At 49.8% G+C, this 25,019-nt stretch carries 25 protein-coding genes; 13 read left to right on the forward strand and 12 right to left on the reverse strand.

Going from position 1 to position 25,019, the window contains the following annotated elements; all coding sequences use genetic code 11:
* Positions 1 to 68: 68 nt before the first annotated feature.
* Together BLQ88_RS08010 and BLQ88_RS08015 are read left to right on the forward strand one after the other, a co-directional pair.
* Positions 69 to 2,330, forward strand: a complete 2,262-nt coding sequence (locus tag BLQ88_RS08010) for a TonB-dependent receptor (RefSeq protein ID WP_090148258.1) — start codon at positions 69 to 71, stop codon at positions 2,328 to 2,330.
* A gap of 146 nt (positions 2,331 to 2,476) precedes the next feature.
* On the forward strand, positions 2,477 to 2,785 hold the full coding sequence (locus tag BLQ88_RS08015) for an isoamylase early set domain-containing protein (RefSeq protein ID WP_090148260.1): 309 nt from the start codon (positions 2,477 to 2,479) through the stop codon (positions 2,783 to 2,785).
* Between the two features lie 128 nt (positions 2,786 to 2,913).
* On the opposite strand, the gene BLQ88_RS08020 is transcribed toward BLQ88_RS08015, so the two are convergent.
* Together BLQ88_RS08020 and BLQ88_RS08025 are read right to left on the reverse strand one after the other, a co-directional pair.
* Entirely contained in the window at positions 2,914 to 3,834 is a 921-nt protein-coding gene (locus BLQ88_RS08020) for a hydroxypyruvate isomerase family protein (protein ID WP_090148262.1), read from the reverse strand.
* Positions 3,835 to 3,914: 80 nt separating this feature from the next.
* Positions 3,915 to 6,524, reverse strand: coding sequence for a PVC-type heme-binding CxxCH protein (locus BLQ88_RS08025; RefSeq protein ID WP_090148263.1), 2,610 nt, complete (start codon positions 6,522 to 6,524; stop codon positions 3,915 to 3,917).
* Positions 6,525 to 6,792: 268 nt separating this feature from the next.
* On the opposite strand from BLQ88_RS08025, the gene BLQ88_RS08030 reads away from it, so the two are divergent.
* The 6 genes from BLQ88_RS08030 (at position 6,793) to BLQ88_RS08055 (ending at position 8,281) form a co-directional block, all read left to right on the forward strand.
* Entirely contained in the window at positions 6,793 to 6,981 is a 189-nt protein-coding gene (locus tag BLQ88_RS08030) for a hypothetical protein (RefSeq protein ID WP_090148265.1), read from the forward strand.
* Positions 6,982 to 6,985: 4 nt separating this feature from the next.
* Positions 6,986 to 7,237 (forward strand): hypothetical protein, encoded by a 252-nt coding sequence (locus BLQ88_RS08035; RefSeq protein WP_090148266.1) that lies wholly within the window; start codon positions 6,986 to 6,988, stop codon positions 7,235 to 7,237.
* Positions 7,238 to 7,313: 76 nt separating this feature from the next.
* Positions 7,314 to 7,505, forward strand: coding sequence for a hypothetical protein (locus BLQ88_RS08040; protein ID WP_090148268.1), 192 nt, complete (start codon positions 7,314 to 7,316; stop codon positions 7,503 to 7,505).
* An 11-nt stretch (positions 7,506 to 7,516) separates the two neighbouring features.
* Positions 7,517 to 7,759: a hypothetical protein gene (locus BLQ88_RS08045; protein WP_090148270.1), complete on the forward strand. Its 243-nt coding sequence runs from the start codon at positions 7,517 to 7,519 to the stop codon at positions 7,757 to 7,759.
* 77 nt (positions 7,760 to 7,836) lie between these two features.
* Positions 7,837 to 8,028 carry a hypothetical protein gene (locus tag BLQ88_RS08050; RefSeq protein ID WP_090148271.1) on the forward strand — a complete coding sequence of 64 codons (192 nt, stop codon included), beginning with the start codon at positions 7,837 to 7,839 and terminating at the stop codon, positions 8,026 to 8,028.
* A gap of 10 nt (positions 8,029 to 8,038) precedes the next feature.
* Positions 8,039 to 8,281 (forward strand): hypothetical protein, encoded by a 243-nt coding sequence (locus tag BLQ88_RS08055; RefSeq protein ID WP_090148273.1) that lies wholly within the window; start codon positions 8,039 to 8,041, stop codon positions 8,279 to 8,281.
* 37 nt (positions 8,282 to 8,318) lie between these two features.
* Here the strand turns inward: BLQ88_RS08055 and BLQ88_RS08060 are convergent, their stop codons facing one another.
* Positions 8,319 to 11,402, reverse strand: coding sequence for a PVC-type heme-binding CxxCH protein (locus BLQ88_RS08060; protein ID WP_090148274.1), 3,084 nt, complete (start codon positions 11,400 to 11,402; stop codon positions 8,319 to 8,321).
* Positions 11,403 to 11,529: 127 nt separating this feature from the next.
* Between BLQ88_RS08060 and BLQ88_RS08065 the strand changes: the two genes are divergently transcribed.
* From BLQ88_RS08065 to BLQ88_RS08075, 3 genes are all read left to right on the forward strand, one after another.
* Positions 11,530 to 12,117, forward strand: coding sequence for a hypothetical protein (locus BLQ88_RS08065; protein WP_090148276.1), 588 nt, complete (start codon positions 11,530 to 11,532; stop codon positions 12,115 to 12,117).
* Positions 12,118 to 12,188: 71 nt separating this feature from the next.
* Positions 12,189 to 13,118, forward strand: coding sequence for an alpha/beta hydrolase (locus tag BLQ88_RS08070; RefSeq protein ID WP_090148278.1), 930 nt, complete (start codon positions 12,189 to 12,191; stop codon positions 13,116 to 13,118).
* A gap of 66 nt (positions 13,119 to 13,184) precedes the next feature.
* On the forward strand, positions 13,185 to 14,372 hold the full coding sequence (locus BLQ88_RS08075) for a glycosyltransferase family 87 protein (protein WP_090148279.1): 1,188 nt from the start codon (positions 13,185 to 13,187) through the stop codon (positions 14,370 to 14,372).
* A 75-nt stretch (positions 14,373 to 14,447) separates the two neighbouring features.
* On the opposite strand, the gene BLQ88_RS08080 is transcribed toward BLQ88_RS08075, so the two are convergent.
* The 6 genes from BLQ88_RS08080 to BLQ88_RS08105 form a co-directional block, all read right to left on the reverse strand.
* Entirely contained in the window at positions 14,448 to 14,864 is a 417-nt protein-coding gene (locus BLQ88_RS08080; protein WP_090148281.1) for a T9SS type A sorting domain-containing protein, read from the reverse strand.
* Positions 14,865 to 14,980: 116 nt separating this feature from the next.
* Positions 14,981 to 15,973: a GTP 3',8-cyclase MoaA gene (gene moaA, locus BLQ88_RS08085; protein ID WP_090148283.1), complete on the reverse strand. Its 993-nt coding sequence runs from the start codon at positions 15,971 to 15,973 to the stop codon at positions 14,981 to 14,983.
* Between the two features lie 9 nt (positions 15,974 to 15,982).
* Positions 15,983 to 16,891, reverse strand: a complete 909-nt coding sequence (gene moaCB / locus BLQ88_RS08090; protein ID WP_090148285.1) for a bifunctional molybdenum cofactor biosynthesis protein MoaC/MoaB — start codon at positions 16,889 to 16,891, stop codon at positions 15,983 to 15,985.
* Positions 16,892 to 16,995: 104 nt separating this feature from the next.
* On the reverse strand, positions 16,996 to 17,442 hold the full coding sequence (locus BLQ88_RS08095) for a molybdenum cofactor biosynthesis protein MoaE (protein ID WP_090148287.1): 447 nt from the start codon (positions 17,440 to 17,442) through the stop codon (positions 16,996 to 16,998).
* Between the two features lie 9 nt (positions 17,443 to 17,451).
* Entirely contained in the window at positions 17,452 to 17,691 is a 240-nt protein-coding gene (locus BLQ88_RS08100) for a MoaD/ThiS family protein (protein ID WP_090148288.1), read from the reverse strand.
* A 51-nt stretch (positions 17,692 to 17,742) separates the two neighbouring features.
* Positions 17,743 to 18,933, reverse strand: coding sequence for a molybdopterin molybdotransferase MoeA (locus BLQ88_RS08105; RefSeq protein WP_090148290.1), 1,191 nt, complete (start codon positions 18,931 to 18,933; stop codon positions 17,743 to 17,745).
* A 470-nt stretch (positions 18,934 to 19,403) separates the two neighbouring features.
* Between BLQ88_RS08105 and BLQ88_RS08110 the strand changes: the two genes are divergently transcribed.
* Positions 19,404 to 20,183 (forward strand): lytic transglycosylase domain-containing protein, encoded by a 780-nt coding sequence (locus tag BLQ88_RS08110; protein WP_090148291.1) that lies wholly within the window; start codon positions 19,404 to 19,406, stop codon positions 20,181 to 20,183.
* A gap of 126 nt (positions 20,184 to 20,309) precedes the next feature.
* On the forward strand, positions 20,310 to 20,753 hold the full coding sequence (locus BLQ88_RS08115) for a peptidylprolyl isomerase (RefSeq protein WP_090148293.1): 444 nt from the start codon (positions 20,310 to 20,312) through the stop codon (positions 20,751 to 20,753).
* A gap of 75 nt (positions 20,754 to 20,828) precedes the next feature.
* Here BLQ88_RS08115 and BLQ88_RS08120 read toward each other — a convergent pair whose 3' ends face one another.
* The 3 genes from BLQ88_RS08120 to purH form a co-directional block, all read right to left on the reverse strand.
* Entirely contained in the window at positions 20,829 to 22,448 is a 1,620-nt protein-coding gene (locus BLQ88_RS08120) for a sodium/sugar symporter (RefSeq protein ID WP_090148295.1), read from the reverse strand.
* 162 nt (positions 22,449 to 22,610) lie between these two features.
* On the reverse strand, positions 22,611 to 23,426 hold the full coding sequence (locus BLQ88_RS08125; protein WP_090148296.1) for a hypothetical protein: 816 nt from the start codon (positions 23,424 to 23,426) through the stop codon (positions 22,611 to 22,613).
* A gap of 52 nt (positions 23,427 to 23,478) precedes the next feature.
* Positions 23,479 to 25,014 carry a bifunctional phosphoribosylaminoimidazolecarboxamide formyltransferase/IMP cyclohydrolase gene (purH, locus tag BLQ88_RS08130; protein ID WP_090148298.1) on the reverse strand — a complete coding sequence of 512 codons (1,536 nt, stop codon included), beginning with the start codon at positions 25,012 to 25,014 and terminating at the stop codon, positions 23,479 to 23,481.
* Between the last annotated feature and the right edge of the window lie 5 nt (positions 25,015 to 25,019).

A 25,019-nucleotide genomic window follows, 5' to 3' on the forward strand; every position in this document is an offset into this window, starting at 1 on the left:
CAAGTTTTATTTTTAGGTTTGTCTAAATTTATATTCAGAGATAAGTAAATTTTTAATTCGGCCATACTATGAAACTACGCATACTATTATTGTTCAGTTGTTTGCCATTCGGTGCCTGGGCCCAATTTTCGCTTTCTGGAAAAATTTCACTCGAAGGCCAGGTTGACCCGGCATTCGGTGCGTCGGTTTACATCAACGAATTAAAAACAGGTACCACGGCCGATACGGCGGGCCATTTCCGGCTGACGGGCATTCCCAAAGGCACGTATACGGTGCGCGTCAGCTACATTTCGCTCCCTACCATCACCGAAAAGAATGTAAGGATCGACCGGGACCTCAATAAGGATTTTGTGATGAAATCCGGCGCTAATGCATTGGAAGAGGTGGTTGTAACGGGAACAATGAAGGAAGTTTCGAAGCTCGACAGCCCGGTGCCAGTGGATATTATCACTTCCAAATTCATTTACAAAAACCCGGTTCCCAGCATTTTTGAAGGGTTAAGTTATGTAAACGGCGTGCGGCCGCAGCTGAATTGCAATGTCTGCAACACGGGCGACATTCACATTAACGGGCTTGAAGGACCCTACACAATGGTACTTATCGACGGTATGCCGATGGTAAGCGGGCTGTCGACCGTATATGGTCTATCGGGCATTCCCAACAGCCTCATCGAGCGCGTCGAGATTGTGAAAGGGCCAGCGTCTACACTGTATGGTTCCGAAGCGGTGGGAGGTTTGATTAATATTATTACCAAAAACCCTTCGAAAGCGCCGGTATTTTCCGCGGACGCATTCAGTACCTCCTGGCGCGATTATAATGTGGATCTCGGTGTAAAGTTTACCCCGGGTGCCAAAAGCAGCTCGTTACTGGGTATCAATTATTTTAATTACCAGAACCCGGTCGATAACAATGGCGACGGCTTCACCGACCTGACGCTTCAAAACCGCATTTCAGTCTTTAACAAATGGTCGTTCGACCTGAAAAACAACCGGCAGGCCAACATAGCGGCCCGCTATTATTACGAAGACCGCTGGGGCGGGCAAATGCAATGGAACCACTCCTATCGCGGCGGCGACGAGGTTTATGGCGAGAGCATTTATACCAAACGTTTTGAATTGCTCGGTAACTACCAGCTTCCGCTTACTGAGAAAGTTACATTACAATACTCTTTCAGTTCGCACAACCAAAACTCGGCATATGGCCATGTCCCATTTAATGCAGACCAGAAGATCGCATTCGCGCAGTTTTTGTGGGATAAGGAAATCGGAAAGCACAGCCTGCTTATGGGGACGCCGTTCCGCTACACATTTTACAATGACAATACCCCTGCTACCCGCTACTCCGATGGGCAGGATCACGCCGATAAGATCTATTTACCGGGCATATTTATCCAGGACGAGATCAAAAGCGGACCGCATTCTGTATTGCTGGGCGCGCGTTACGATTATAACAGCCGTCACGGAAGCATTTTTACGCCGCGCGCAGCCTACAAATACAAATTCAACCAGACCGACGTAGTGAGGTTGAATGTCGGCCGCGGCTTCCGGATCGTGAACCTTTTCACGGAAGACCACGCCGCATTGACCGGCTCGCGCGAGGTGATTTTGAAAGAAGCATTGAAACCCGAGCAGAGCTGGAATGCGAATATCAATGTGGTCAAGAAAATTGTGACGGGCAATTCGTTCATCGGAATCGACGCCTCGGTATTTTATACACACTTTACCAACCGCATTCTCCCCGACTACGATACCAATCCCAACGAAATTATTTACGATAATCTGGATGGTTATGCCGTGTCGAAAGGCATTAGTCTGAACCTGGATTTCAACTTTCCGTTCCCGCTCAAAATCATTGCCGGCGGTACTTACATGGACAACTTCCAGAGGGAGAACGGCGTGCGTTTCAGGCCGGTACTTACTGAAAAGTTTACCGGAACATGGTCGGTATCTTATGAAATCCAGAAGGCCGGGATCTCATTCGATTACACCGGGAACATTTACGGCCCAATGCGCCTGCCGATCCTGAGCGAGGAAGATCCCCGCGCCGCCAACTCCCCGGTATGGTCTTTGCAGAATATCCAGATGACCAAAAAGTTTGACAATGGACTGGAAATATATGGAGGCGTTAAAAACCTGCTCAACTTCACTCCGCCCGCTAATTCGATCGCCCGCGCGAACGATCCGTTTGACAAAAATGTCAAATTTGATGAGCAAGGGCAGGTGATCGCGACACCCGACAACCCTTACCGGCTGACCTTCGATCCGTCGTATGTCTTTGCGCCAAACCAGGGTATCCGGGCGTTTTTAGGACTCAGATACACGCTTCGATGAAGTGATGCTTGAATGCTAAAAAGTGTCGCATGAAATGTTATTATATAACTTTTCAAAGATTAAAAACATTTAGCATATTGATATTCATTGATTTGAAGATTTTTTGATTGTATCTTTGAGCCATCAACCAATTAACACTACCAATTATGGCATTAGCAAAACAGTTTGTAAAAAGTAAGTCTGTTTTCAAAGTGACGTTTACAGTTCCTGCTGAGGCAGCGTCTGACGCTAAGAAAATTGCCCTCGTAGGCGAGTTTAATGGCTGGAATCCGGAAGAAGCTATCGCATTGAAAAAACAGAAAGACGGTTCATTCAAAACCAGCCTCGAACTGGGAGCCGGAGAATATCAGTTCCGTTACATTTTGGACGGTGAGAAGTGGGAAAACGACTGGGAAGCGGACAAATATGTTCCTGCCGGCGTAGATGCTACCGAGAATTCGGTGGTGGTTCTTTAAGGGCTTTAAGCTATAAGCCTTAGGCTTTAAGCTAAAAAAACCGGGGCTGTATAAGTCCCGGTTTTTTTCATTTAGACATTACATTTATTGCTTATGGCTTATAGCTTACAGCCTATTGCTTAAAGCTCCTATATCGCAAAGCTATCGCTCTCCACGTACGCTTTGATCAGCGCTTCTTCTCCTTCTTTGCCTTGCTTCGAGTTGCCGTGTTCCATACCCATGATGAACGACTTGCCTTCTTTTTTGCTGCGGTCGTAGATGTATTTGAATATGTTTTTATAGTTGATCTCTCCGGTAGTCGGCTCTTTACGGCCCGGCTCGTCGCCGATCTGGAAGTAGTCGATCTCGCTCCATGTGCGGTCGATGTTGTAGAGCAGGCGGCCTTCATTCTTTTGCATATGGTAAATGTCGTACAGAATCTTGCACGACTTGCTGTTCACGCCGCGGCAGATTTCGTAAGTCTGGTCGGACGTTCTCAGGAACAGGTTCGGGGAATCGCTCAGCGGTTCGAGTACCATTACTAATCCGTGCGGTTCGAGGATTTCGGCACCGCGGCGCAATGCGTCGATTACGTGGCCGGTTTGCACACCGATCGGCAGGTTTCTTTCAAAATCACCCGGAACGACTGTCATCCATTTCGCATTCACGCGTTTCGCCACTTCTACGGCTTTTTTACAGCCATTAAGGAAAATGTCGATATATTCCTGCTTTCCAGCAGCGAGGGTGTTGGCGCCGTTGCCGCCTTTATCTACCACAAAAACTCCCATTTCCATGCCCAAACGGGTCATTTCTTTGGCAATGGCTTCCTGTTGCTCCACCGGACGGCCCATCATACCGTTGTCTTCCAATGCCATAAACCCCTGGTCTGCCATAAATTTAAGCTGGTCGATCACGTCCTTTCCGGCACTGTTCTGGAACATCCCGAAGTGGGAAGCGTATTTGAGCTTAAACTTGTTTTTGGCCATAGGAGCGGCGCCCAATGCATCTCCTGCTGCGATTGCGGCACCAGCCAAACCAAGGGTAGATTTTACAAAATTTCTGCGGAGCATAAATGTTTCGATGTTTTTGTTTCAGGAATAAAGATGTACAGTCCGGAAATATACCCCAAAATCGCCGCTCAATCTTCCTCCTACTGGTTTTTTCTGCGTTTTCTCCGCTCCTTTTTACCACTTTTCGGCTCGTCTGCCGGCGCTGCAGTTACCTCCTCCACAGGAGGTTTGGGTAAATAAGGCGCCAGCTGGACCTTGATCTCCTCCCGGAATGCATTCTTCACCCCTTCCAATGCGGCGTCCTTCACTTCTCCGCTGATCTGATCGCCCCGCAGCAGCTTCACCACCGCCTCTTCGCCCGGCCAGCTCGCACCCAGGTACCGCGCCGCATTCTTGCGCACACTCATTTGCTCACCCGCGTTCAGCAATGTGGAACGCAGCAAATACACCGATTCAGAACTACCAACCGTTTGAATGGACGCCAGCAATGCGGATTTCCGCTCCTCGTTCATCCCCGCCAGTTTTTGGGTAATGTAAGAAATACCAGCCTGTTCCAGCAGTAACGCACCCGCGTCACGCCCGATCACCTCATCGGATTTACTTAATGCCAGCTTGAATAACCGGTCATTCTCCGATTCCAGCTCGTAGCGGGTCATGAGGTCGATGTAATGCTCGGTACCGTACGTCTCATCGAGGAGCTTGTTCAGTGCCGTCAGTCCCTGCTGGGAATTGGTTACAAATGATTTGTCCAAATGCAGCAATGCCAGCTTACTTACCTCGATGCGGTCCGACGCCGGTACGTTCAACACATTGAGCAACGCCTGTGTTTTCTCATAACCCGCATGGAAAAAGTCGAACGAGCGGAAATAGCGCAGCCTGCTTTTAAAACTCACCGAGGTATCGGCCGCGAGCTCGCTCAGGTACGGGATCGCTTTGCGCGTACGTGCGAGCCAGATAATGTCTTTTCCGGCGTCGCTCAGCCACGGTTTGGAGCCCTGCCGTTCGAGCCAGGCCGGAAACAGCCGCTCCCATTGGTCGTAGGCGCCGATACTAAGCGCTTCCACCGTCCAGCGATCGTTACCCTTGTATTGCTTGGCCAGTTGCAGCCATACGTCCAGTGCCTCGTAGGTGTGGTTATGGTTAATGGCCAATGCGCATTCGCGTCGTACCTGCGGGTCTTTGTCCGAAGTGAGGCGTTTGATATATTCAGTCGGATCGCTGTTGCGCTGGCGCACGGCGCGCAATGCGGTAATGCGCAGGTTAGGGTTCAGTTCGCGGAAACCGATGTCGAGGTTGCGGTAATTGAAACCCTCGATGCGATTGAGCACCCATAATGCACGTGCGCGAAGCTTGGGATTACCATTGTAAAGCCTGAAAAGCTCTTCCAGAAACGGCTCTGCCGCCCAGCCGTGCTTCACACAGGCATTCCAGGCCAGGTAGCGCTGCGACAGGTTGGGACTTTGCAATGCTTTTACCGCCTGCTCGGGTATGGTGAGGTCGTAAACAGGTATTTTATAAGGCGTACCGGTCGGCGCAACGCGGAAAATGCGGCCACGGCTGCGGTCTTTCATTTTGTTCGAACCCATTACCGGGTCATACCAGTCGGAGATAATGAGCGAGCCGTCGGGCGCTACACACACGTCCGTCGGGCGGAACCACTTATCGCGCTTACCTTCGAGAACGGGCAGAATACCGGTCGATTTGTAGCCTGCACCGTCATTCTGCACCGGAAATGCGCTGACGTAGCCCTGCCCGGCATCGGCAAGTAAAATCTGGTCCCAATACCGGCGGGGAAGCAAATCGCCCTCGTAGATGGTCATACCCATTGGAAAACCAGAACCGGTTTCCAGCAAATCGGGCACTACCCCGGGATCATTCTGGTGCCAGTGGCGGCGCGGGATTTCGTCTTCCAAGTTCGTGCGGTTAAGTCGCCAGCTTGCACTGGTCATTTCATCGATATAACCGAAATTACCATTCTCCATCACATACGACACGCGGTCGGCGCCATTGCCCGGCTCCTCCTGGTCCGACTGCCACATGGTACCGTAGCTATCCACCGCTACTTCCCAGCCATTGCGGAAGTTTTCGGCCATGATCTCAACTTTGGTAAAATCCTGCTCGCAGCGGAAGGTCACGCCCTGCTTAAATTGCCTGAAATCGATCGGTCTTTCGTATTTATCGAGCAGCGGCCGGTCCTGTCCGTCGACCAACTGCCGGCCAGCATTACCGAAGTTGAAGTAGAACTTGCCATCCGGCCCGAACACGAATGCATGCACACCCGCATCGTTTTGTGAACCGCCGATTCCTTTGAAGAGAATTTCCTTTGTATCTGCCTTATCGTCGCCGTTGGTATCGGTAAAAAGCCACACGTACGGACTCTGCGAAACAACCGCTTTGTTGCCCATCACCCAAATCCCCAGCGGCGCATTGAGCTCCGGCCCCTGGTAAAACACCTTGGTAACATCCGCCTTGCCATCACCGTCTTTATCTTCCATGATCACGATCCGGTCGCCCTGGCCGAGCTCCGACTTGCCGTTCACATTCGGCCGGTAATTGTACGCCTCGCATGCCCACACGCGGCCGCGGTGGTCGACATCGATATTGATCGGGTTTATCACATTGGGTTCCGAAGCAAAGAGCGTCGCTTCGAGGCCGTCGGCAGCCTGCACGCCCGCAACCGCATTACGCGAGAAACGCCGCTCCGTCTCCGACAACGCCGCATAAGCGCTATCGGGATTAACAACTACCAATGAATCAGCAACTTGACTAAAACCTTGAAATGAAAAAGAGGTAAAAAGAACCGCAGCACACCACGCAGATCTCACGATAGGGAATTGTTTCAAAACGAATTTTTGATGATGCAGAATATTTCAAAAAACGTTATAAAAATACCTCCTATTTCGGGAATTACGAAATGGAGCTTTGGGAAATTGTAACCTTTCGGCGATTTGGAGCGGATTGATTTCGAGGTAAAATGTGAGTAAATTACATCAAGATACACATGCACTATCGGTATTTATGAAAGAAAAAATCAGGCATTTGATTGCCCTAAAACTTCACAAAAAGGCTGAATTCAAATTTGCGTCAAGTAATCTGATTGTATCAGACAAGCTGACAGAGCAAGCTCAGAACGAACTGCTGGACCAGTTGCGCTTACTCGATGAAGACATTGAGATTTTAGAAAAGATGTTAAGACAATCAAAATAAAATTATGAAAGCGACACGAAAGGAAGATTTGATCCAAGCATTTTATGACGCAAAAACGATACCTGCTCTCACAAAAGCTAACGATGAGTGGCTGGCGTTTTATAATGCTGCATCAGAGGAAGATAAAGAACACATGGGAAACGCGATGGTCAAATACAGTGAATGGCTGCTTGCCAAATCAAAGGAGTCCCGTGAAGAATTCAAGCAACTTCTGGCTGAGATAGAAGCCATGAAACTCGCAGAATCCCAGCATTAACCGGCGGCTGGAAACGGCTTCGCAAGAAGAGCAAGCTGGCTGAATTTAGTCGGAACCACATACACTATCGGTATTCATGAAAGAGAAAATCAGGCATATTATTGCCGGGAAGGTTATTGAACAAGGTCAGATAAAGACACGTATGCGCAGTCTGGCGGCCATCGACAAGCTTTCAAAGGAAATTCAGAATTATTACCTGGATAGGCTACGTAATCTCGACGAAGACATTGAAACCTTGAAAAGGATGTTAAAGCAATTGAATCAATAACTTAAAAAGCGATGAAAAAAGAGCAAATTATAAAAGCCTTATACGACGCTAACACGGAGGCATCTATTCAGGCAGCCAACGACGAATGGCTTGCCTGTTATCAAGCCGCGTCGGAGTCGGATCAGCAATACTTGTTAGAAGAATATCACAAGTTCGGTGAGCACATGAAAGAGGAAGGCGAAAAACTAAATCGCGAGATGCAAAAAGTCCTCGCTGAATTTAAGGCGATGAAACTTGCTGAATCCCAGCACTAACCGGCGGCTGGAAACGGCTTGACATTGATGTACAAGCTGACTAAATTTCGTCAGGACCACATACACTATCAGTTTTTATGAAGGAAAAAATCAGGCATTTGATTGCAGAGAAGCTTATACAAAAGGGTGAGGCTAAAATGTCACTTCACCGGCTGATCCGGATCGATGGCGCAACGGATGAGAGAGTTAACCGGATTCTGGACCACATTAGAAGTCTGGAAGAAGACATTGAAATGCTGGAAAGGATATTAAAGCAATTAAAACAATGACCGAAAAGCAATGAAAAAGGAACAGATTATACAGGCATTGTATGATGCAAACACACTTGAAGCAATTGAAAAGGCCGGCGATGATTGGTCAGCTTTCTATCAAAGTGCGTCGCAGGAAGACAAGGAATATCTTGCGAATGGCATGAGGCAATTTGCCGATTATGTGATTGAAAAATCAAAACAATCAACCCGAGAAATGCAGGAAGTCCTCGCCGAATTCGAAGCCCTAAAATTGGTCGAATCCCAGCAATAATATATAAAAAAAGGAGCCTCACGGCTCCTTTCGCTTATTACTGCTTCTTCAAATTACTCAAATAATCCACCAAACTCACCAACTCTTCCGTACTCATCGCATCCTGCAAGCCGGATGGCATCATGGAATCTTTGAGCTGCTTGATCGATTTGACCTGCGACATTTTGTATTCCTGCGTCGAGCCGCCGGGAAATTTGAGGATCAGGTCGGTTTCAGTTTTGCTGGAAACGATGCCCGAAACGGTGGTACCGTCTTTCAAAGTCACTTCAAAACCTTCATAACCAAACCCGATACCGGCGCTAGGATCGAAAATGGCGGCATATTGGGCCTCTTTGGGGAGCTTGCTTCCGATTTCAGAAAGTTTCGGACCGAAATCCATGCCTTCGCCATTCACCTGGTGGCATACCGAGCAATAGGATGTAAAAACTTGCTTGCCCTTGGCCAAATCGCCTTTCATACCTACCAGATCTTTCACCTCAGGATGCTTTTTGGTAGCCACGGTCGCACCGTCGAGGTATTTGGCGGCTTCCAGCTTCACCGATTTCCGCCATGCTCCGGCCAGGCCTTTTACGGCGGCAGTTTTGGCTTCGCCGCTCAGTTTGCCTTCTTTCAGCAATACCAGCACCTGATCCTCACCGCTCATGGTACCGCCTAAGGATTTCGCAGCGGTAATCTGCTGGTTTTCTGAAAAACCGCTTTCGGTAGCGACCGTTCTGAGTATATCGAGCGCGTCTTTGCTGCCGACAGATTTCAATGCAGTCAAAACGGCGACACTTTTAGCTTCGTCAGTCCCTTTTACCACTTTCCAAAGCATCGGCGTTCCGCCTTGTTTGATCAGCTGCGACGCCGCCGCCGATCCTGAACGGCTATTCGACTGCTCTTGGGTCATCGTTAAGAGCCGCTCATTTTCAGAGGGCAGCTCATATTTGGCAATAAGTTCAAGGTAAGCTTGTGTACCATAAGTCAAATCGAGCATCTTTTTCAATGCGGCCATTGCTTCGGGGGTCTGCTTTACAAATGCAGGGTCGAGGTGGCGCATCACCAGCTCATTCACTTTGTCCTGGTCCTTGCCGGAGCCGTTAGTTAGTTTCAGCAATGCCATAGACTTCTCGCGACCGGCGGAGTTAAAGTCGAATGCCCGGAAATAACGTAGCCTGCTTTTCAAATCGACCGTCGGATCGCCGGCCAATGATGCGAGCAACTGAACTGACTCTTTCCCGCGCGAACGCCATACAATGTCCTTACCTGCCTGCGTACCTACGGGATTTGCACCCGCTTTACCGAGCCATGCTTTGAAAAACGGATCCCATTGCGCGTCGGCGCCGATCCCCAGCGCTTCAAGGTACCAGCGGTCTTTGCCGTCGTACTGCTTCGCGATCGATGCCCACAATGCAGGCGCATCAGGTGACGGGTTATGGTGCAAAAGCAATGCACATTCGCGGCGTACCTGCGGTTCGGCGTCTTTCACCAATGTTTTGATATAAGGAATCACATCCACGTGCTTCGACTCGGAAGCCGCGCGAAGGCCTGCAATGCGAATGTCGGCATTGGCGTCCTTAATCGCCAGATCGATGGTTTTCTTTGTCGTAAATGGCCATTTGCTCAGCAGCCACAGCGCACGGGCACGCATGCGGGGCTCTGCATTTTTGTTGGCAAAAAGCTTTTCAAGCGCTGGTGCCGCCTTAACACCCATTTCGTTCAATGCAGTCCAGGCGTGGTAGCGGATTGAGAGGTTGGGACTCTGCAATGCTTCCACCGCGCCGGCTGCGGTTGTAAAATCTGATTTTGGAACACGGTAAGGCGTATTCAGAGGGGCAATGCGGTAAATGCGGCCCTTGCCCTGGTCGCCTGCCTGGTGACCGCCTACGCCCGGATCGTACCAGTCGGAAACGAGCAGGGAGCCGTCCGGCGCCACGCAAACATCGGAAGGCCGGAACCATTGGTCCCGCTTGCCGTCGACGACATTTACGATTTTGGCAGTATAACCTGCCCCCGATTTCTCCACAGGATACGAGCGGACCACATTATGCCCGGGTTCGCAGTGGATCATTTGTCCCCAAAACTCTTTGGGAAGTAATTTTCCTTCATAAACGACCATTCCGGTAGGCGAACCGGAACCGGTTTGCAGCAGGTTCGGGACAACGCCCGGGTCGTTCAAATGCCAGTGGCGGTAAGGAATCGAATCCTCCATATTGGTACGGTTCGCGCGCCAGCCGGCACCAGTCATTTCGTCGGTGTAGCCGTAGTTGCCGTATTGCATCACGTAATTGATCCGCACGCCTTTGTTGCCGTCGTCGTCATTGTCCGACTGCCACATGGTACCGTAGCTGTCGACAGCAACTTCAAAGTTGTTGCGGAAGTTGTTTCCGAGTGGTTCTATATTGGTAAAATCAGGATCACAGCGGAAAACCATGCCCTGTTTCAACTTCGAGAAATCGATGGGTTTGCCGTCTTTTCCTACCACAGGATTACCCTTTCCGTCGAGCAGGTGGTCGCCTTCGTTTCCGAAATTGAAATACAGCTTACCATCCGGCCCGAACACGAATGCGTGCATACCGTGGTCGTGCTGGTCGCCGCCGATGCCTTCGAAAATGACTTCTTTTTTATCCGCTTTCAAATCACCATTCTCGTCCGTGAAAAGCCACACATAAGGACTTTGCGAAACAATCACCTTGTTACCCATCACCCAAACGCCCAGTGGTGCATTGATTTCTGCCCCCTGATAAAAGACGGTTGACTTATCGGATTTGCCATCGCCATTGGTATCTTCCAGCACCACAATGCGGTCGCCCTCATTTTTGGTAGGGTTTCCGTTGATCGCCGGGCGGTAGTTGTACGCTTCGCAAACCCAAACACGTCCCAAATGATCGACATCGATGTTAGTCGGGTTGGTGATTGTTGGTTCCGAGGTAAAAAGCGTTGCTTCCAGACCATTCGCGGTCGTGAGGCCCGCTACGGCGTAGCGCGACGAGCGCTTTTGGGCATCCGAAAGATCCTTGTAAAGCGTATCGGCCGAGGCGGCATCGATCGTGCTGGGATTCGAACGCTGGTAAGAGGCGACCATCAGACCCGCGAGCAAGCACCCGGCAGGAAAGAGGATGAGCGATTTTTTGAAGTTCATAGGTAAATCGAGCGCTTTTCGGCCTTGAATCAGAAAGCATTAGCCTGACTCAACGCCTAAACGTGTCATTTTTACAATAATAATTTTAATTAAGTGTATAAGGGACCACCTACTTATATTTACTATCATGAAAACGACTTTTTTTTCCTGCATTGCGCTTTGCCTCGCCGCTGAAATTTCAGCGCAGAACGTCCTTCCCGCCGACATCCAGATCAAAACCGCCGTCATGGCCGCACCGTCGGATAAGCAGGCAGGTGCGAAAGTGTACGGATACGCCACCGACGGCACATTCAAAGTCCTCCGCGAGGGCAATAACGACTTTGTTTGCCTGGCCGACGACCCTAAGAAAGAGGACATTGGCGTATCGTGCTACCTTGCCGAGCTGGATGCATTCATGGAGCGTGGGCGGGTATTGGCCAAAGAGGGCAAGAATCAAAAGGAGATTTTCGATATCCGTGAAAAGGAAGTGAAGGAAGGTAAACTGAAAATGCCGAAGCAATCATCGACACTATACGTTTTGTCCGGCTCGAAAGATAATTACGACGCAGCAACGGGTTCGCTTAAAAACGGTTACCTGCGCTATGTCGTCTACATCCCGTTTGCAACCGCCGAAAGTACCGGACTTCCGCTCAAACCAGACGTTCCGGGAATGCCCTGGATCATGGACCCGGGCACGCACCGTGCGCACATTATGATCAATCCGCCGAAACCGTAAGCTTGCAGGTTCATTTTGAGGGTATATTGCCGATGCGGGCGTCTTTTCGAGGAAAAAGCAATGGGAAATCAATGAAAAAACCAGCACTTATCCTCACCGTTTTGAGCCTGCTCGCATTATCCAGTCCATCCATGGCACAAACAGAAACCATTAACCTCTGGCCGGAAGGCAAAGTACCCAATTTCAAAAAGAGTGATGTCGAAGAAAAATCAGTCACCGATGCACAGGGAATTCTGCGGATCAGCGGGGTAACCGTCCCGACCATCGCAGCGTACATTGCGCCCAAAGAAAAGGCAACGGGAGCCGCGGTAATGATCTGTCCTGGCGGCGGTTACGGCATCCTGGCCGCGTCGCACGAAGGGAGCGATTTCGCCAAATGGTTCAACGACCGCGGCATTTCCGCATTCGTGCTCAAATACCGGTTGCCCAATGAAAAAGCCATGGAGCACCAGCACGAAGTTCCGCTGATGGACGCCATGCAGGGCATGAAACTGATCCGGCAGAATGCTTCGAAATGGGGCATTGATGCGAACAAGATCGGCGTAATGGGCTTCTCCGCCGGCGGGCACCTTGCGGCCACGCTTTCGACGCACTATAATATGGGTGCAAAAGCTTCCCCCGACGGCAAACCGAATTTTTCGATACTCATTTATCCCGTCATCTCATTCCAGCCCGTGATCTCGCACGGGGGCTCGCGCGACAACCTCCTCGGACCCGAAAAATCGGAGGAACTGATCAAGTATTACTCCAACGAATTGCAGGTTTCGGACCAAACGCCGCCCGCATTCCTCGTTCACGCAATGGACGATACAGGCGTGCCGGTTGAAAACAGCATCCAATACTACCTCGCGCTCAAAAGCAAGAAGATTCCTGCCGAAATGCATTTGTACCCCAAAGGCGGCCACGGCTATGGCATGCGCACGGAAGGAAAAGGATCACTGGCGAATTGGCCTGAGGCAATGGCAGGTTGGCTTTATTCAGCGGGCTATATGAAAAAATAAACGGTAACGGAGTGAATTTATCTCTTAGCTTTGACGAAAAATCAACGTTCGGAATAAGTTCACTCTATGACTGCCTTTCAACGCCTGGTGATCAGCAAACGGTCACTGCTGTTTATTGTATTGGCCATTGCGGCCTTTGCAACGCTCCAATCGGTATTCTCCCACCCCAAAACCTTCGCCAATCAGCCGCAGCTCTACACGACGTACAACAACTACATGATTTTCAAACAGTCTTTTTTTCATTTGATTGAAGGCAAAAATCTGTACAGGTGGCACGTCGACGAGCATTGGGATTTGTTCAAATACAGCCCCGCATTCGCGCTGGTATTCGGCATACTTTCCATTATGCCCACATTTGTCGGGCTATTTTTCTGGAACTTGCTTAATGTAGCCGTGATCTTCTTTTCGGTCTATTTTCTCCCTAGAATCGATTTGCGGACAAAGGGGCTGATGGTCACTTTTATGCTGGTGGAGCTCCTCACGGCCACGCAGAACGAGCAGAGCAATGCGTTGATAGCCGGTTTGCTGCTTTTTGCATTCGGGTTCCTGGAACGGGATAAATATTGGATGGGGACGCTGTGCATTGTCTGCACGATCTTCATCAAATTGTTCGGTATTGTCGCGCTGGCTTTGTATTTACTCTATCCGAACAAATTCAAACTCGCCTATACCACTGCGGCGTGGGTATTGCTGCTCACAATCCTACCGATCGTGGCCGTGAGTCCCGAACAGTTTGTGGTACTGTATAAAACCTGGTGGAAACTGCTCGCCGCCGACCGCGATTTTTCCGATGGCTTGTCGGTGATCGGCTGGCTGAAAATCTGGTTTTCGCTGGATGTGAATAAGACTTACGTCAATCTGACCGGAATGGTGCTGTTCTGCCTGCCGCTGCTGAAAATCAGATCTTACAGCAATTTCGTTTTCCGCGCATTGATGCTGGCTTCCGTGCTGGTTTGGGTAGTAATTTTCAACCATCGCGCCGAGTCCCCGACGTTTATCATTGCTATTGCCGGTGTGGCTGTTTGGTATTATTTGCAGGCACCTACCAAACTGAACTATGTGCTGCTAGTACTGGCATTCATTTTCACAACATTATCCCCTACCGACCTCTTTCCGCCATTCATCCGTAACCAGTATTTCTGGCCTTATGTGGTGAAAGCGGTGCCTTGCATTATCATTTGGGGCAAAATCATTTACGATCTCTTGTTCACCGAATTACTTCCGCGACCTACCGAAGCCGAGTTGGCGCAGTAAGTATTAGCATAAAAAAAGCGTTACAGGAACGCTGCGGCTGCATCCTGTAACGCTGAAAAATAGCCTTTTTTTGGATCAATTCACGCCCAAAAGCGACCGGTTTACTTCCCGCACCTCCTTCGTGGAGAGGTAAATGCTTTTCACAATTTTCTCATAGTCGTTGGAAATTTCGAGGGTATAAACACCGTCACCCATTTCATCGAATTTGATGGTCCGACCGGTTTTGGTGATATATTTCGGCACGAACTCCTCGTGAATCAGCTTTCCTTTGCTATCCATTAAGCGGATCGCCACTTTCTCGCCCTTTTCTTTTTCCATCATCACATTCATCGACATCGTCTCACGCACGCGGTACATGCCTACCCGAAACTTTTCACAAGTGTTGTTTTTGCATTCCGCTTTCGGCGAAACGATAGGGTCCGCCTGCACGTGGGCAGCAAGGGTAAATAATGCGAACGAAGCAGCAGCGGCGGTTTTTAAGATGTTCATCATGGCTCTTGAAGGTTAGCTGATTGGTACACTAAGATTGATTTTCGAACCAATGAGGTAACCGCCAGAGGCATTGTTGCTTGCAAAGTTTGGACGGTAAAATAGGAGGTTGAATGGTGCTAACCCCCAATCGCAATCATCTCCCGATTCTGCTCGTATTCCGATTTGGCTTTTTGCTCGGTGAAACCGGCGTGGCCGCCGTGGGCGAAGTGTTTCTTTTGGAAATGCGCGTAAATGAGCGCGCGGACGTCGTCGCCTTTGCGCAATGGAGTGAGTAAATCGACTTCCGAGGTGTCGAAAAGGCAATTTTTGAGCTTGCCGTCGGCGGTAAGGCGGATGCGGTTGCAGCCTTCGCAGAATGGATGGGTTACCGTGCCGATAATACCGAATGTACCTGCGCCGCCATTCACCTGGAATCGCCGGGCAGTGTCGTGTAGTTCACCTGCAACAGGCTGAAATTCAAATTCCTGACTAATACCGTTCAGCAAATCCGCGTAGGAAACGATTTTGGACAGGTCCCATTGGTTGCCTTTGAAAGGCATAAATTCAATAAAACGAACATGCAAATTGGGCTCGTCGAGCGTCAATCTCACGAAATCGTTCACCTCATCATTATTTGTACCGCGCATGACCACCATATTGAGTTTGACCACAAAGCCATCACTCAGTAGCAAGCGAATATGATCGAGTGTTTTGCCAAAATGATCCCGCTTTGTAATCGACCGGAACCGCTCTTCCTGCAACGTGTCGAGGCTCACATTAAGGGACGAAACCCCGGCGGCCTTCAACTCCGGAATGAACTGATCGATGTAAACGGCATTGGTAGTCAGCGTAAGCGACGAAGGCAGCTTTCCGAGGGTAGAAATGATCTCGCCGGCATCTTTGCGTATCAGCGGCTCACCGCCGGTCAGCCGGATTTTTTCAACACCCATTTCTACAAACAACCCGGCCAGATAAGAAATCTCATCTGCCTGCATCAGCCATTTCGACGGCATGAATTGCATGTCCTCCTGCGGCATACAGTAGGTGCAACGAAGATTGCACTTATCCGTCAGCGAAATGCGCAGATAAGTGTGTTTCCGACCAAATGTATCTACAATAGGCAATGCCATCAGTTGTTGCTAATCGTGTTTTTTCCCTTCCAAAACATTAAAAACATGCAAAACATGCGGAAAAAGCGCATCGATATATTCGTTAACGCCGCCTGTGCTGCCCGGCATGGTAATCACGAGCATCTCACCGATAAAACCCGCCGCAGACCGCGATAGCATCGAAGTCGGGACACGCTCCTGACCGTATTGGCGGGCAGTCTCGGCAATGCCGGGAATCTCGCGATCGAGCAGCTCAGAAACCGCCTCGGGCGTTACGTCGCGGGGCGACAGGCCAGTACCGCCGGTGATCAGCACCATATTGTACCCGCTTCCTTGCAGTGCGTGCAATTTCTGCTGAATGCCTGCCTTATCATCGGCAATAATGCTGTAATCGCTTACTTCCAGTTGGAAAGCTTTCAGTTTTTCGATGATCTTCCTGCCGGATTTATCTTCACCGATTCCATTGGAAATACTGTCGGAACAGACTACTACCGCCGTTTTCAAGCCTTCCGGCGCAGCTTTACGGTCGCTTTTCCCTCCCTTTTTCTCCAACAAACGGATATTCCGTATTTCCACGCCCTTGTCGATCGGTTTGAGCATATCGTACATCGTGAGCGCTACCACCGACGCACCATGCATAGCTTCCACCTCGACACCCGTTTTGTATATAGTCTTGACCGTCAGCTCAATGATAATCGTCAAACCTTCAATCCTGTACTGAACGCCAGTATATTCCACCGGAATCGGATGGCAGTCGGGCAATAAATCAGGCGTTTTCTTCACCGCCAGAAAGCCGGCTGCCTTCGCCATTTCAAACACATCGCCCTTCGGCACCGTCCTGTTCCGAATTGCCTCCACGGTCTCCGGCTTGCTCACCTGCACGGTTGCCTGCGCGATCGCGATGCGGAGTGTGTTGGTTTTATGGGTAATATCGACCATTAATAATGTTGAATGAATCAAATGTCATGTATTGTCAGATGTAGTCAGGTATTGTTTTTTCTAATACAAAACATGGCTACCAATGACCTCCTGACAACACCTTACTAAGTATTCTCCTTCCAAACATGCCCCGCTTCCCCTACCAGCTCCTTCCCGAAAATGGGCACGTTGGCTTTAATTTCTTCCACAATGTATTCCGATGCCTCGAATGCAGCACGGCGATGCGGGGATGATACGAACACGAAAAGGCTGATTTCACCCGTAGGGACGAGTCCCAGGCTGTGGTATATATGCATGCACGTCAGCTCGAATTTCGCGAATGCGGCCTCACGGATGTCGTGGAAAGCCTGCTCGGCCATTTCTTCGTAGGCAGTGTAATCGATGCCAGTGACAGTGCCGCCTTCTTTTAGGTCCGCGCGGATCTGCCCGAGGAAAATCGCGTGGGCACCAATGCCGGTTTTGGATTGGTGGCTCGCTATCGACTTCGCCACAAATTCGGGACTGATCGGCCCCTGAACGAATACTTTCTTGGGTTTATGAATCTTTTCCATGTCCTCCTGTTATCCTCCTGCAAACGGCGGAAGCAATGCAATCTCTGCCGGGGTTTCGATCAATACAAAATCCTCGGAGATTTTCTGATTAACTGCAATTTTGAATTTTTTATCGCGCATGGCCGGGTATTTGTCCAGCATTTGTGCACGGAATTGCCCTACGGTGAGACCGCCAGCCGCATTCCAGACCTCGTCAGACAGCCCCGCGATCTCCGCCAGCATTCCGAAATATTTGACTTGAAAACTCATGCTATATCGACTGTCGATTCATCCTGTAAACCCGTATTGCCACATTCAGGTTCAAAGCGGCAACAAATGTACTTCCACCAAATCGCCCGCCTCGACCTTATTTTGTGACACCGGCAAATAGATAATCGCGTTCGCCACCGCGAACGACCCTATCACAAACGACTCCTGCCCGTCCAGCGACACTACTTCACCATCTTCAACCCGCGCTTTCAGGAACTCGTCGCGCTCGCCGTCGAACCGGTAAGCATGCCGCAAAGGCAGCCGCACCCACCGCAAAAACGGCTCTTTGCTCCCCATTACTTTCTTCAATGCCGGCAATACATATTCGTAATAGCAAACCAGTGACGATGCCGGGTTACCAGGCAATGCAAAAATCAGTTTCTCACCCTTCTTGCCAAACAATAGCGGCTTGCCAGGCTTTTGCCTCACTTTATAAAAAACCGTTTCGGCCCCCAAAGCCTCCAATGCCCTTCCCACAAAATCGTAATCGCCGACGGAAATACCGCCTGATGCCAGAACGACATCGTAATGCTCCAACAGCTCAGCCAATGCAGAAATAGTCGCGTCAAGGTCATCGGAAGCGTAGCTTACCGAAACGTCCCTGATACCGGCCTGAGCTAATGCGGCTTGCAGCATAGCGGAATTGGATTCGTATATTTTACCGGGCACCAATGCATCACCTGCTTTCAACAACTCGTCGCCGGTCACCAGCAACCCTATCCGCGGCTTAGTGTGCACTGTTACTTCGCTCACATTCATTCCCTGCAAAAAACCAACAGCACCCGGAGAAATGAGCGTTCCCGCACGCAATGCCACCGCGCCTTGTGCGATCTGCTGACCTGCGCGACGGACATTTTTCCCTTCCGCAACCGGAAATTCATGGATCTGTACCGAGCCGTCGGCCAGCGAGGTGTTTTCCTGCATTACCACCGCCGTCGCGCCCTCAGGTACGGGTGCACCCGTGAATATGCGTACGGCCGTGCCCGCGCTCACAGTCGGCAAGTCGGTCTGCCCCGCTTTGGACTCCCCGGCGAGACGCAGCGCTGTGCCCGGTTCAGTAATATCCGAATGCACGATTGCGTACCCGTCCATCGACGACTGCCTGAATGGGGGCAGTGCGATCGGCGAGATCACATCCGCCGACAGATAACTTCCGACTGCCTCTTGCAACGGTATTTTCACCGTTGGGAGCGTGACGGTATTTGCAATAATTCTTTGTTTCGCCTCGTTGACTGTGACCATATTCGGAAAAATACCATGCAGAAAGTGCAAGTTAACACATTCGCGAGTGCAAATTCAGCAGGGTGAAAATGTCTACCAAAAACCGTTCTTGGCATACATTTGGCGACATTTTCCACAATAATACCATTAATCCTACAAAATAATTTTTGTAACCAATTGACGATCAATAGGTAAAACTTATACTAAAAAACCATCCTCTTGCTATAATTACATTCAATGCGGGAGTTTGCGTTTTGTGCTAAGCACCATTTACCAATTAAAATTTCATGTTCTATTGGGCTGGCGTGGTTTTTATTCAGGATCACTTGCCGGGAGCAAAATGTAGCGATCTTATTTTTGTCCTAGAATTAATTTGATCAAACCCCTATAAATCAGTTTTTTACCCCAAACTCAAATTTTATTTATTCAATACCGTTATCTTTGCACTTCGGCCCTGTGCCTAAAATGATGTTTTACGAAATACCAAATGCATGATTAGACTTATCTTTATGGCCTTCTCAATCGCAATATTCGGCAAGAGTCCGGTGAGCGAGGTGGGGGTGGAAAAGAAGGAACTGAAAGAAACAACCATCATTGATTCAGATCTTCTTGCTATTGACTTCTGTGGCGAAGCCGTTCCTTTATCAGAGCTTCGAATCGCCGAGCGATATCAAAACACGATCAGAAATTACGACAACCCCACTTTTCGTAAGCTGATGACCACGACAAAAAAGAGAATGCGCATTATAGAACCCATTCTCAAGAAGTACGGAGTACCAGCCGATTTTAAGTATATTCCATTGATAGAGAGCGCCATGAAAGATGAGGTCACTTCTCATCGGGGCGCAGGCGGATACTGGCAGCTGATGCCTTCCACCGCAAAATCTCTCGGGCTGGTTGTAAACGAAACCAGGGACGACCGCAAACATTTGGTCAAATCAACCCACGCAGCAGGCAAGTATCTTCGCGACCTGTATAAACAACTGGGTTCCTGGACATTGGTAGCCGCTGCTTACAACGCAGGCCCGACGCACATCCAGAACCGGATGGATTCGCAGAATAAAGACGATTATTTCAAACTGCGCCTCAATTCAGAGACCGCGAGGTATCTCTATAAGCTCCTCGCAGTTAAAGAATGGTTCTCCAATCCCGAAAGAAGCCGCGAATGGGTAAGCGGCGAAGTAGTCGACCGCCTTTCTGCCTTCAAGATCGAGCAGAAAAAGGCCGCAGCGCTTGCCAAGGCTGAAACTGAGCCAAAGGCCGGGTCATAACCTTCGTTATTTATTTGAAAGTTCATGAGAAGAAAAGGATACATTATCCTTTTCTTTGTGTTATTATAGCACGGGCACTATGCTGCCCGGCTACTTTTTCGTACCTCTTTAATACTCACTTTTGACATGACAAAAGCGGAAATGATCACTGACAAGGGCACAATGCTCATCGAATTCTACGATGCGGATGCTCCAAATACAGTGAAAAACTTTGTTGATCTTTCTAAAAAAGGCTTTTACGACGGTGTGATTTTCCACCGTGTGATCCCTGATTTCGTAATCCAGGGCGGCGACCCTACCGGCACCGGCCGTGGAGGTCCTGGCTACCACATCGATTGCGAGCTGACCGGCGGCAATCAGTACCACGACCGCGGTGTGCTTTCCATGGCACACGCAGGCCGTAATACCGGTGGCTCACAGTTCTTTATCTGCCACAGCCGCAACAATACCGCCCACCTCGACCGCAACCATACCTGCTTCGGCCGCGTAGTGGAAGGCATCGAAACGGTTGACGCGATCCGCCAGGGCGACAAGATCCAGAAGATTACAATTATTGAAGAACAAGCGTAAGCTTTTCCGAAATGCAAAAAAAGGGGCCGGAATCAACTTCCGGCCCCTTTTTTTGCATTTATAATGACGGCTATCTCACCAGAAATGGCCGTACAGGAACGAAATAATAGCAAGTACTACCACGGCACCGATAACGAAGGTGCGGTGCGGCATGAACATCGACGCGTCGATCGCAAGGCCTTTCTTTTCGTCAGGCATGATCAGACCTAGAATCACCATTACCACCACACATATTAGGAACACGAGGCCCATACGGTCGAGGAACGGAACTTGCGTCCAGTCGGCGAACGGGAAGTAGTTGTTATGCATCGCCAACGCGATCAGGAAGCCACCCACGATCGCGAACAATGCGCCCGCGGAGTTGGTGCGTTTCCAGAAGAAGCCCATGATGAACGACGCGAAAATACCCGGCGACAATAGCCCTGTCATTTCCTGAATGAACTGGAAACCGCCTTTCTTATCGATACCCATGTAAGGAGAAACGATAATGGCGAGAATCATCGAGATCACCACCACCGCGCGGCCAATGCGCACAAGGGTTTTCTCGTCGGCGTTTTTACCAATGTAGTTTTTGAAAATATCCAGTGTAAAAATCGTCGAAATACTGTTCGCTTTACCGGCCAGGGACGCCACTACGGCGGCTGTCAGTGCGGCGAACGAGAGGCCTTTCAAACCGGTAGGCAGCAGGTTAAGGAGCACGGGATAGGCTTTATCCGCATTGATCACGCCGTCCTCGCCCAACATTTCGGCCTGGAACATGCCTTTGCTGTACAATGCGTAAGCCGCAATACCCGGCAATACCACGATCACCGGCATTAATAATTTCAGGAATGCCGCGAAAAGGATACCATTCCGGGCCGTTTTCAGGTCCGCACCCAATGCGCGCTGGGTAATGTATTGATTACAGCCCCAGTAGTTCAGGTTCACAATCCACATACCACCGAGCAACACCGCCAGACCTGGCAACTGCATATAGAAAGGGCTCGTTTTAGGGAAAATCATATGGAAGTGATCGTCGTGGTTGTCGCGCATCACCTTGAAACCCTGCACGACACCTTCCACACCTGCATTATCGGACACCAGATTAATGGCCAGATAGGTAGTAGCCAAGCCGCCGATCACGAGGAAGAACACCTGAATTACGTCCGTAAAACCAATCACCTTCATCCCGCCGATCGTAATGATAATGGCGAAAGTGGCCAGCGCAATCATACAGAACTGAAAATCAAGCCCTGAAATACCCGAAACTGCCAGTGCACCCAGGTAAAGGATCGAAGTAAGGTTTACAAGAATATACAGCGCCAGCCAGAACACCGCCATGATCAAACTCACCGACTGATTATACCGCTGACTGAGGAACTGCGGCATGGTGTAAATTTTGTTTTTGAGATAGATAGGCATAAAAAAGACGGCCACTATCACGAGTGTTGCCGCCGCCATCCATTCGTAAGTCGAAATCCCGAGGCCCATTGAAAAACCATTCCCCGACATCCCGATAAACTGCTCCGCCGAAATGTTCGACGCGATCAGCGATGCACCGATCGCCCACCAGGTGAGGGAGCCTTCCGCGAGGAAGAAGTCTTTTGTAGATTCAACTTTTGATTTTTTCCGCTGATAAATCCAATAACCGTAACCGGAGACTACAATGAAGTAAAAGAAGAAGACGACATAATCCAGTGTTTGTAATTGTTGCATTTCAAATAATAAAATAGATGAATGAATGAAATTGATCAGCTTAGATTAAAACGTACATTATTTTCAATAAAAAGTACAAAATCCGAATAAGCACACCAATATTCGGTCCTGTTTCAAAAAGGAGCGCATAAATATAGCCTGTAAGCACCTATTCGTAATGCTTTACTCTGATATTTTCTTCGAATCTTTAAAATGATGCGGGCGCATCGGGCCGTAGGCTTCTTCGAACGGAGCGCCATTCCGCATTTCAGCGATAAACCGCTGCAAACCAGCTTCTCTGCGAAGTAAAAGCCAGTAAGAAACCTCCATTCCGGCGGTCATATAGGCGCTCATGACGTGTTTTTGCCCTCCACTGAAAAACTCGCGCATGGTCGAAATATCTTTCAGCAAAAGCAGGTCGCGGCCGTTGCGCGTATAGTAGCGCCATTCGTAACGGTAGGCGCGGTAACGATCACGCGGGCTGATTTCGCCCACGAAGCGGCGATCGAGCATGAGCGCGAGGCCTTCGTTAAACCATTGCGGGATGTCGGTCGTGGTTTTCCACCAGCCTATTTGTTTCAGTAATTCGATATGCCCCATTTCATGAGCGATCACGTCGATATTCATACCCTGCTGTGCATTCAATATCACATACGAACTTCCCCAAGGCGTGCCGATACTGCACCCGGCGCCTTCCGTACTGCTGCAATATTTCTGGTACTGCTGCGGGGTTTGGCAGATAATGATTTTGGGGTTTGATATTTTGCCCTGATAGAAAGAATCTACCCGCGCCTCGGCTAGTGCGATGGTGCTTTTGAGCGTTTTGTATTGTTTTCGGTTGATATCAGGGCTGAAATAGACCTTTTTATCGCTTGACTTGAAGTTGGAGAATGCGATGAATTCGCAGTAGAAGATTTGCGGGTAGAGAAAAAACAGGCTGCCCGCCAGGATCATTAATCCGGTCAGAAGGAATTGGATGACTTTCCGGAGTGGGTTCAAGGGGTTCTTATTTTGCCACCGCAGCGACTGACCGCTGCGGTGGCAACTAAAATTAATGCTTAAAGTGACGAACCCCGGTAGTTACCATCGCAAGCCCATTAGCATTGCAATAATCCACCGAATCCTTATCACGAATAGAACCGCCCGGCTGAACCACGGCAGTAATACCCGCATGGTGCGCGATCTCCACGCAGTCCGCAAACGGGAAGAATGCGTCCGAAGCCATCACAGCGCCATTCAAATCGAAACCAAATGCTTTCGCCTTCTCGATCGCCTGGCGCAATGCGTCCACACGGGAAGTCTGGCCGGTACCGCTCGCCAGCAACTGGTTTTCTCTGGCCAGCACAATGGTATTCGATTTGGTATGCTTACAAACTTTCAATGCAAACTCCAATGCAGTAACCTCGCCGGCAGTAGGCGCCTTCTCGGTAACAGTCGTAAACTGAGCCGCCACTTCGGTAGCAAGGTCTTTATCCTGGATCAGAACCCCGTTCAAAATAGTTTTGAACATGATTTTCGGCAACTCTACCGCATTGCGTTTCAGCAAAATACGGTTCTTTTTAGATTTCAGGAGCTGCAATGCATCTTCATCATAAGCAGGCGCGATCAGGATTTCCATGAACAGCTTGTTCAGTTCCTCTGCCGTCGCCAGGTCTACTTTTGTATTGGTAATAACAACACCGCCGAACGCCGAAACCGGGTCGCAGGCCAACGCATTGTCGTAAGCCTCTTTCGCAGTCGGCGCCGTAGCGATACCGCAGGCATTGGTATGCTTGATGATCGCGAAGGTAGGCTGAGCGTCGGCAAACTCGTCGATCAGGCTCACGCACGCATCCACGTCCACGAGGTTATTATAGGAAAGTTCTTTGCCGTGCAGTTTATCAAAAATGCCTTCCAGGTCGCCGTAGTAGGTCGCGCTCTGGTGCGGGTTTTCGCCGTAGCGGAGCGTTTGCGACGCAAGATTAGTGAAGTCGAAAAGCTCCTTATCGGTCGTTTCTTTACCGGAGGTGAAGAAGCTGTTGATCGCGCCGTCGTAATGCGACGATACGCCGAATGCCAGACCGGCGTAGTAACGGCGGTCTTCGATATCGGTAGCACCGGCTTTCGCATTCAAAAGCTCCACCACTTCCGCATATTGGCTGCGGGAAGAGACGATGAGTGTATCTTTAAAATTCTTAGCCGTTGCGCGGATCAGAGAGATACCGCCAATGTCTATCTTCTCGATAATATCCTCCTCGCTCGCGCCGGATGCCACCGTTTCCTCGAAAGGATAAAGATCCACCACGACCATGTCGATAGCCGGGATGTTGTATTGCTCAGCCTGCGCTACATCGCCCGCGTCGTCGCGACGGTACAAAATGCCGCCCATAATGGCCGGATGGAGCGTTTTAACACGCCCGCCGAAAATCGATGGATAACCGGTCAGCTCTTCGGCAGCGGTCACGGGAATGTTGAGATTTTCAATGAAAGTCTGAGTTCCCCCGGTGGAGTACAGCTTTACGCCGTTGTCGTGCAGGAGGCGGACCAAAGGCTCAAGACCGTCTTTGTAATAAACAGAAATAAGCGCGGATTGGATTTTTTTAGACATTGTGC

The sequence above is a fragment of the Dyadobacter soli genome (assembly GCF_900101885.1).
Taxonomy (GTDB): Bacteria; Bacteroidota; Bacteroidia; order Cytophagales; family Spirosomataceae; genus Dyadobacter; species Dyadobacter soli.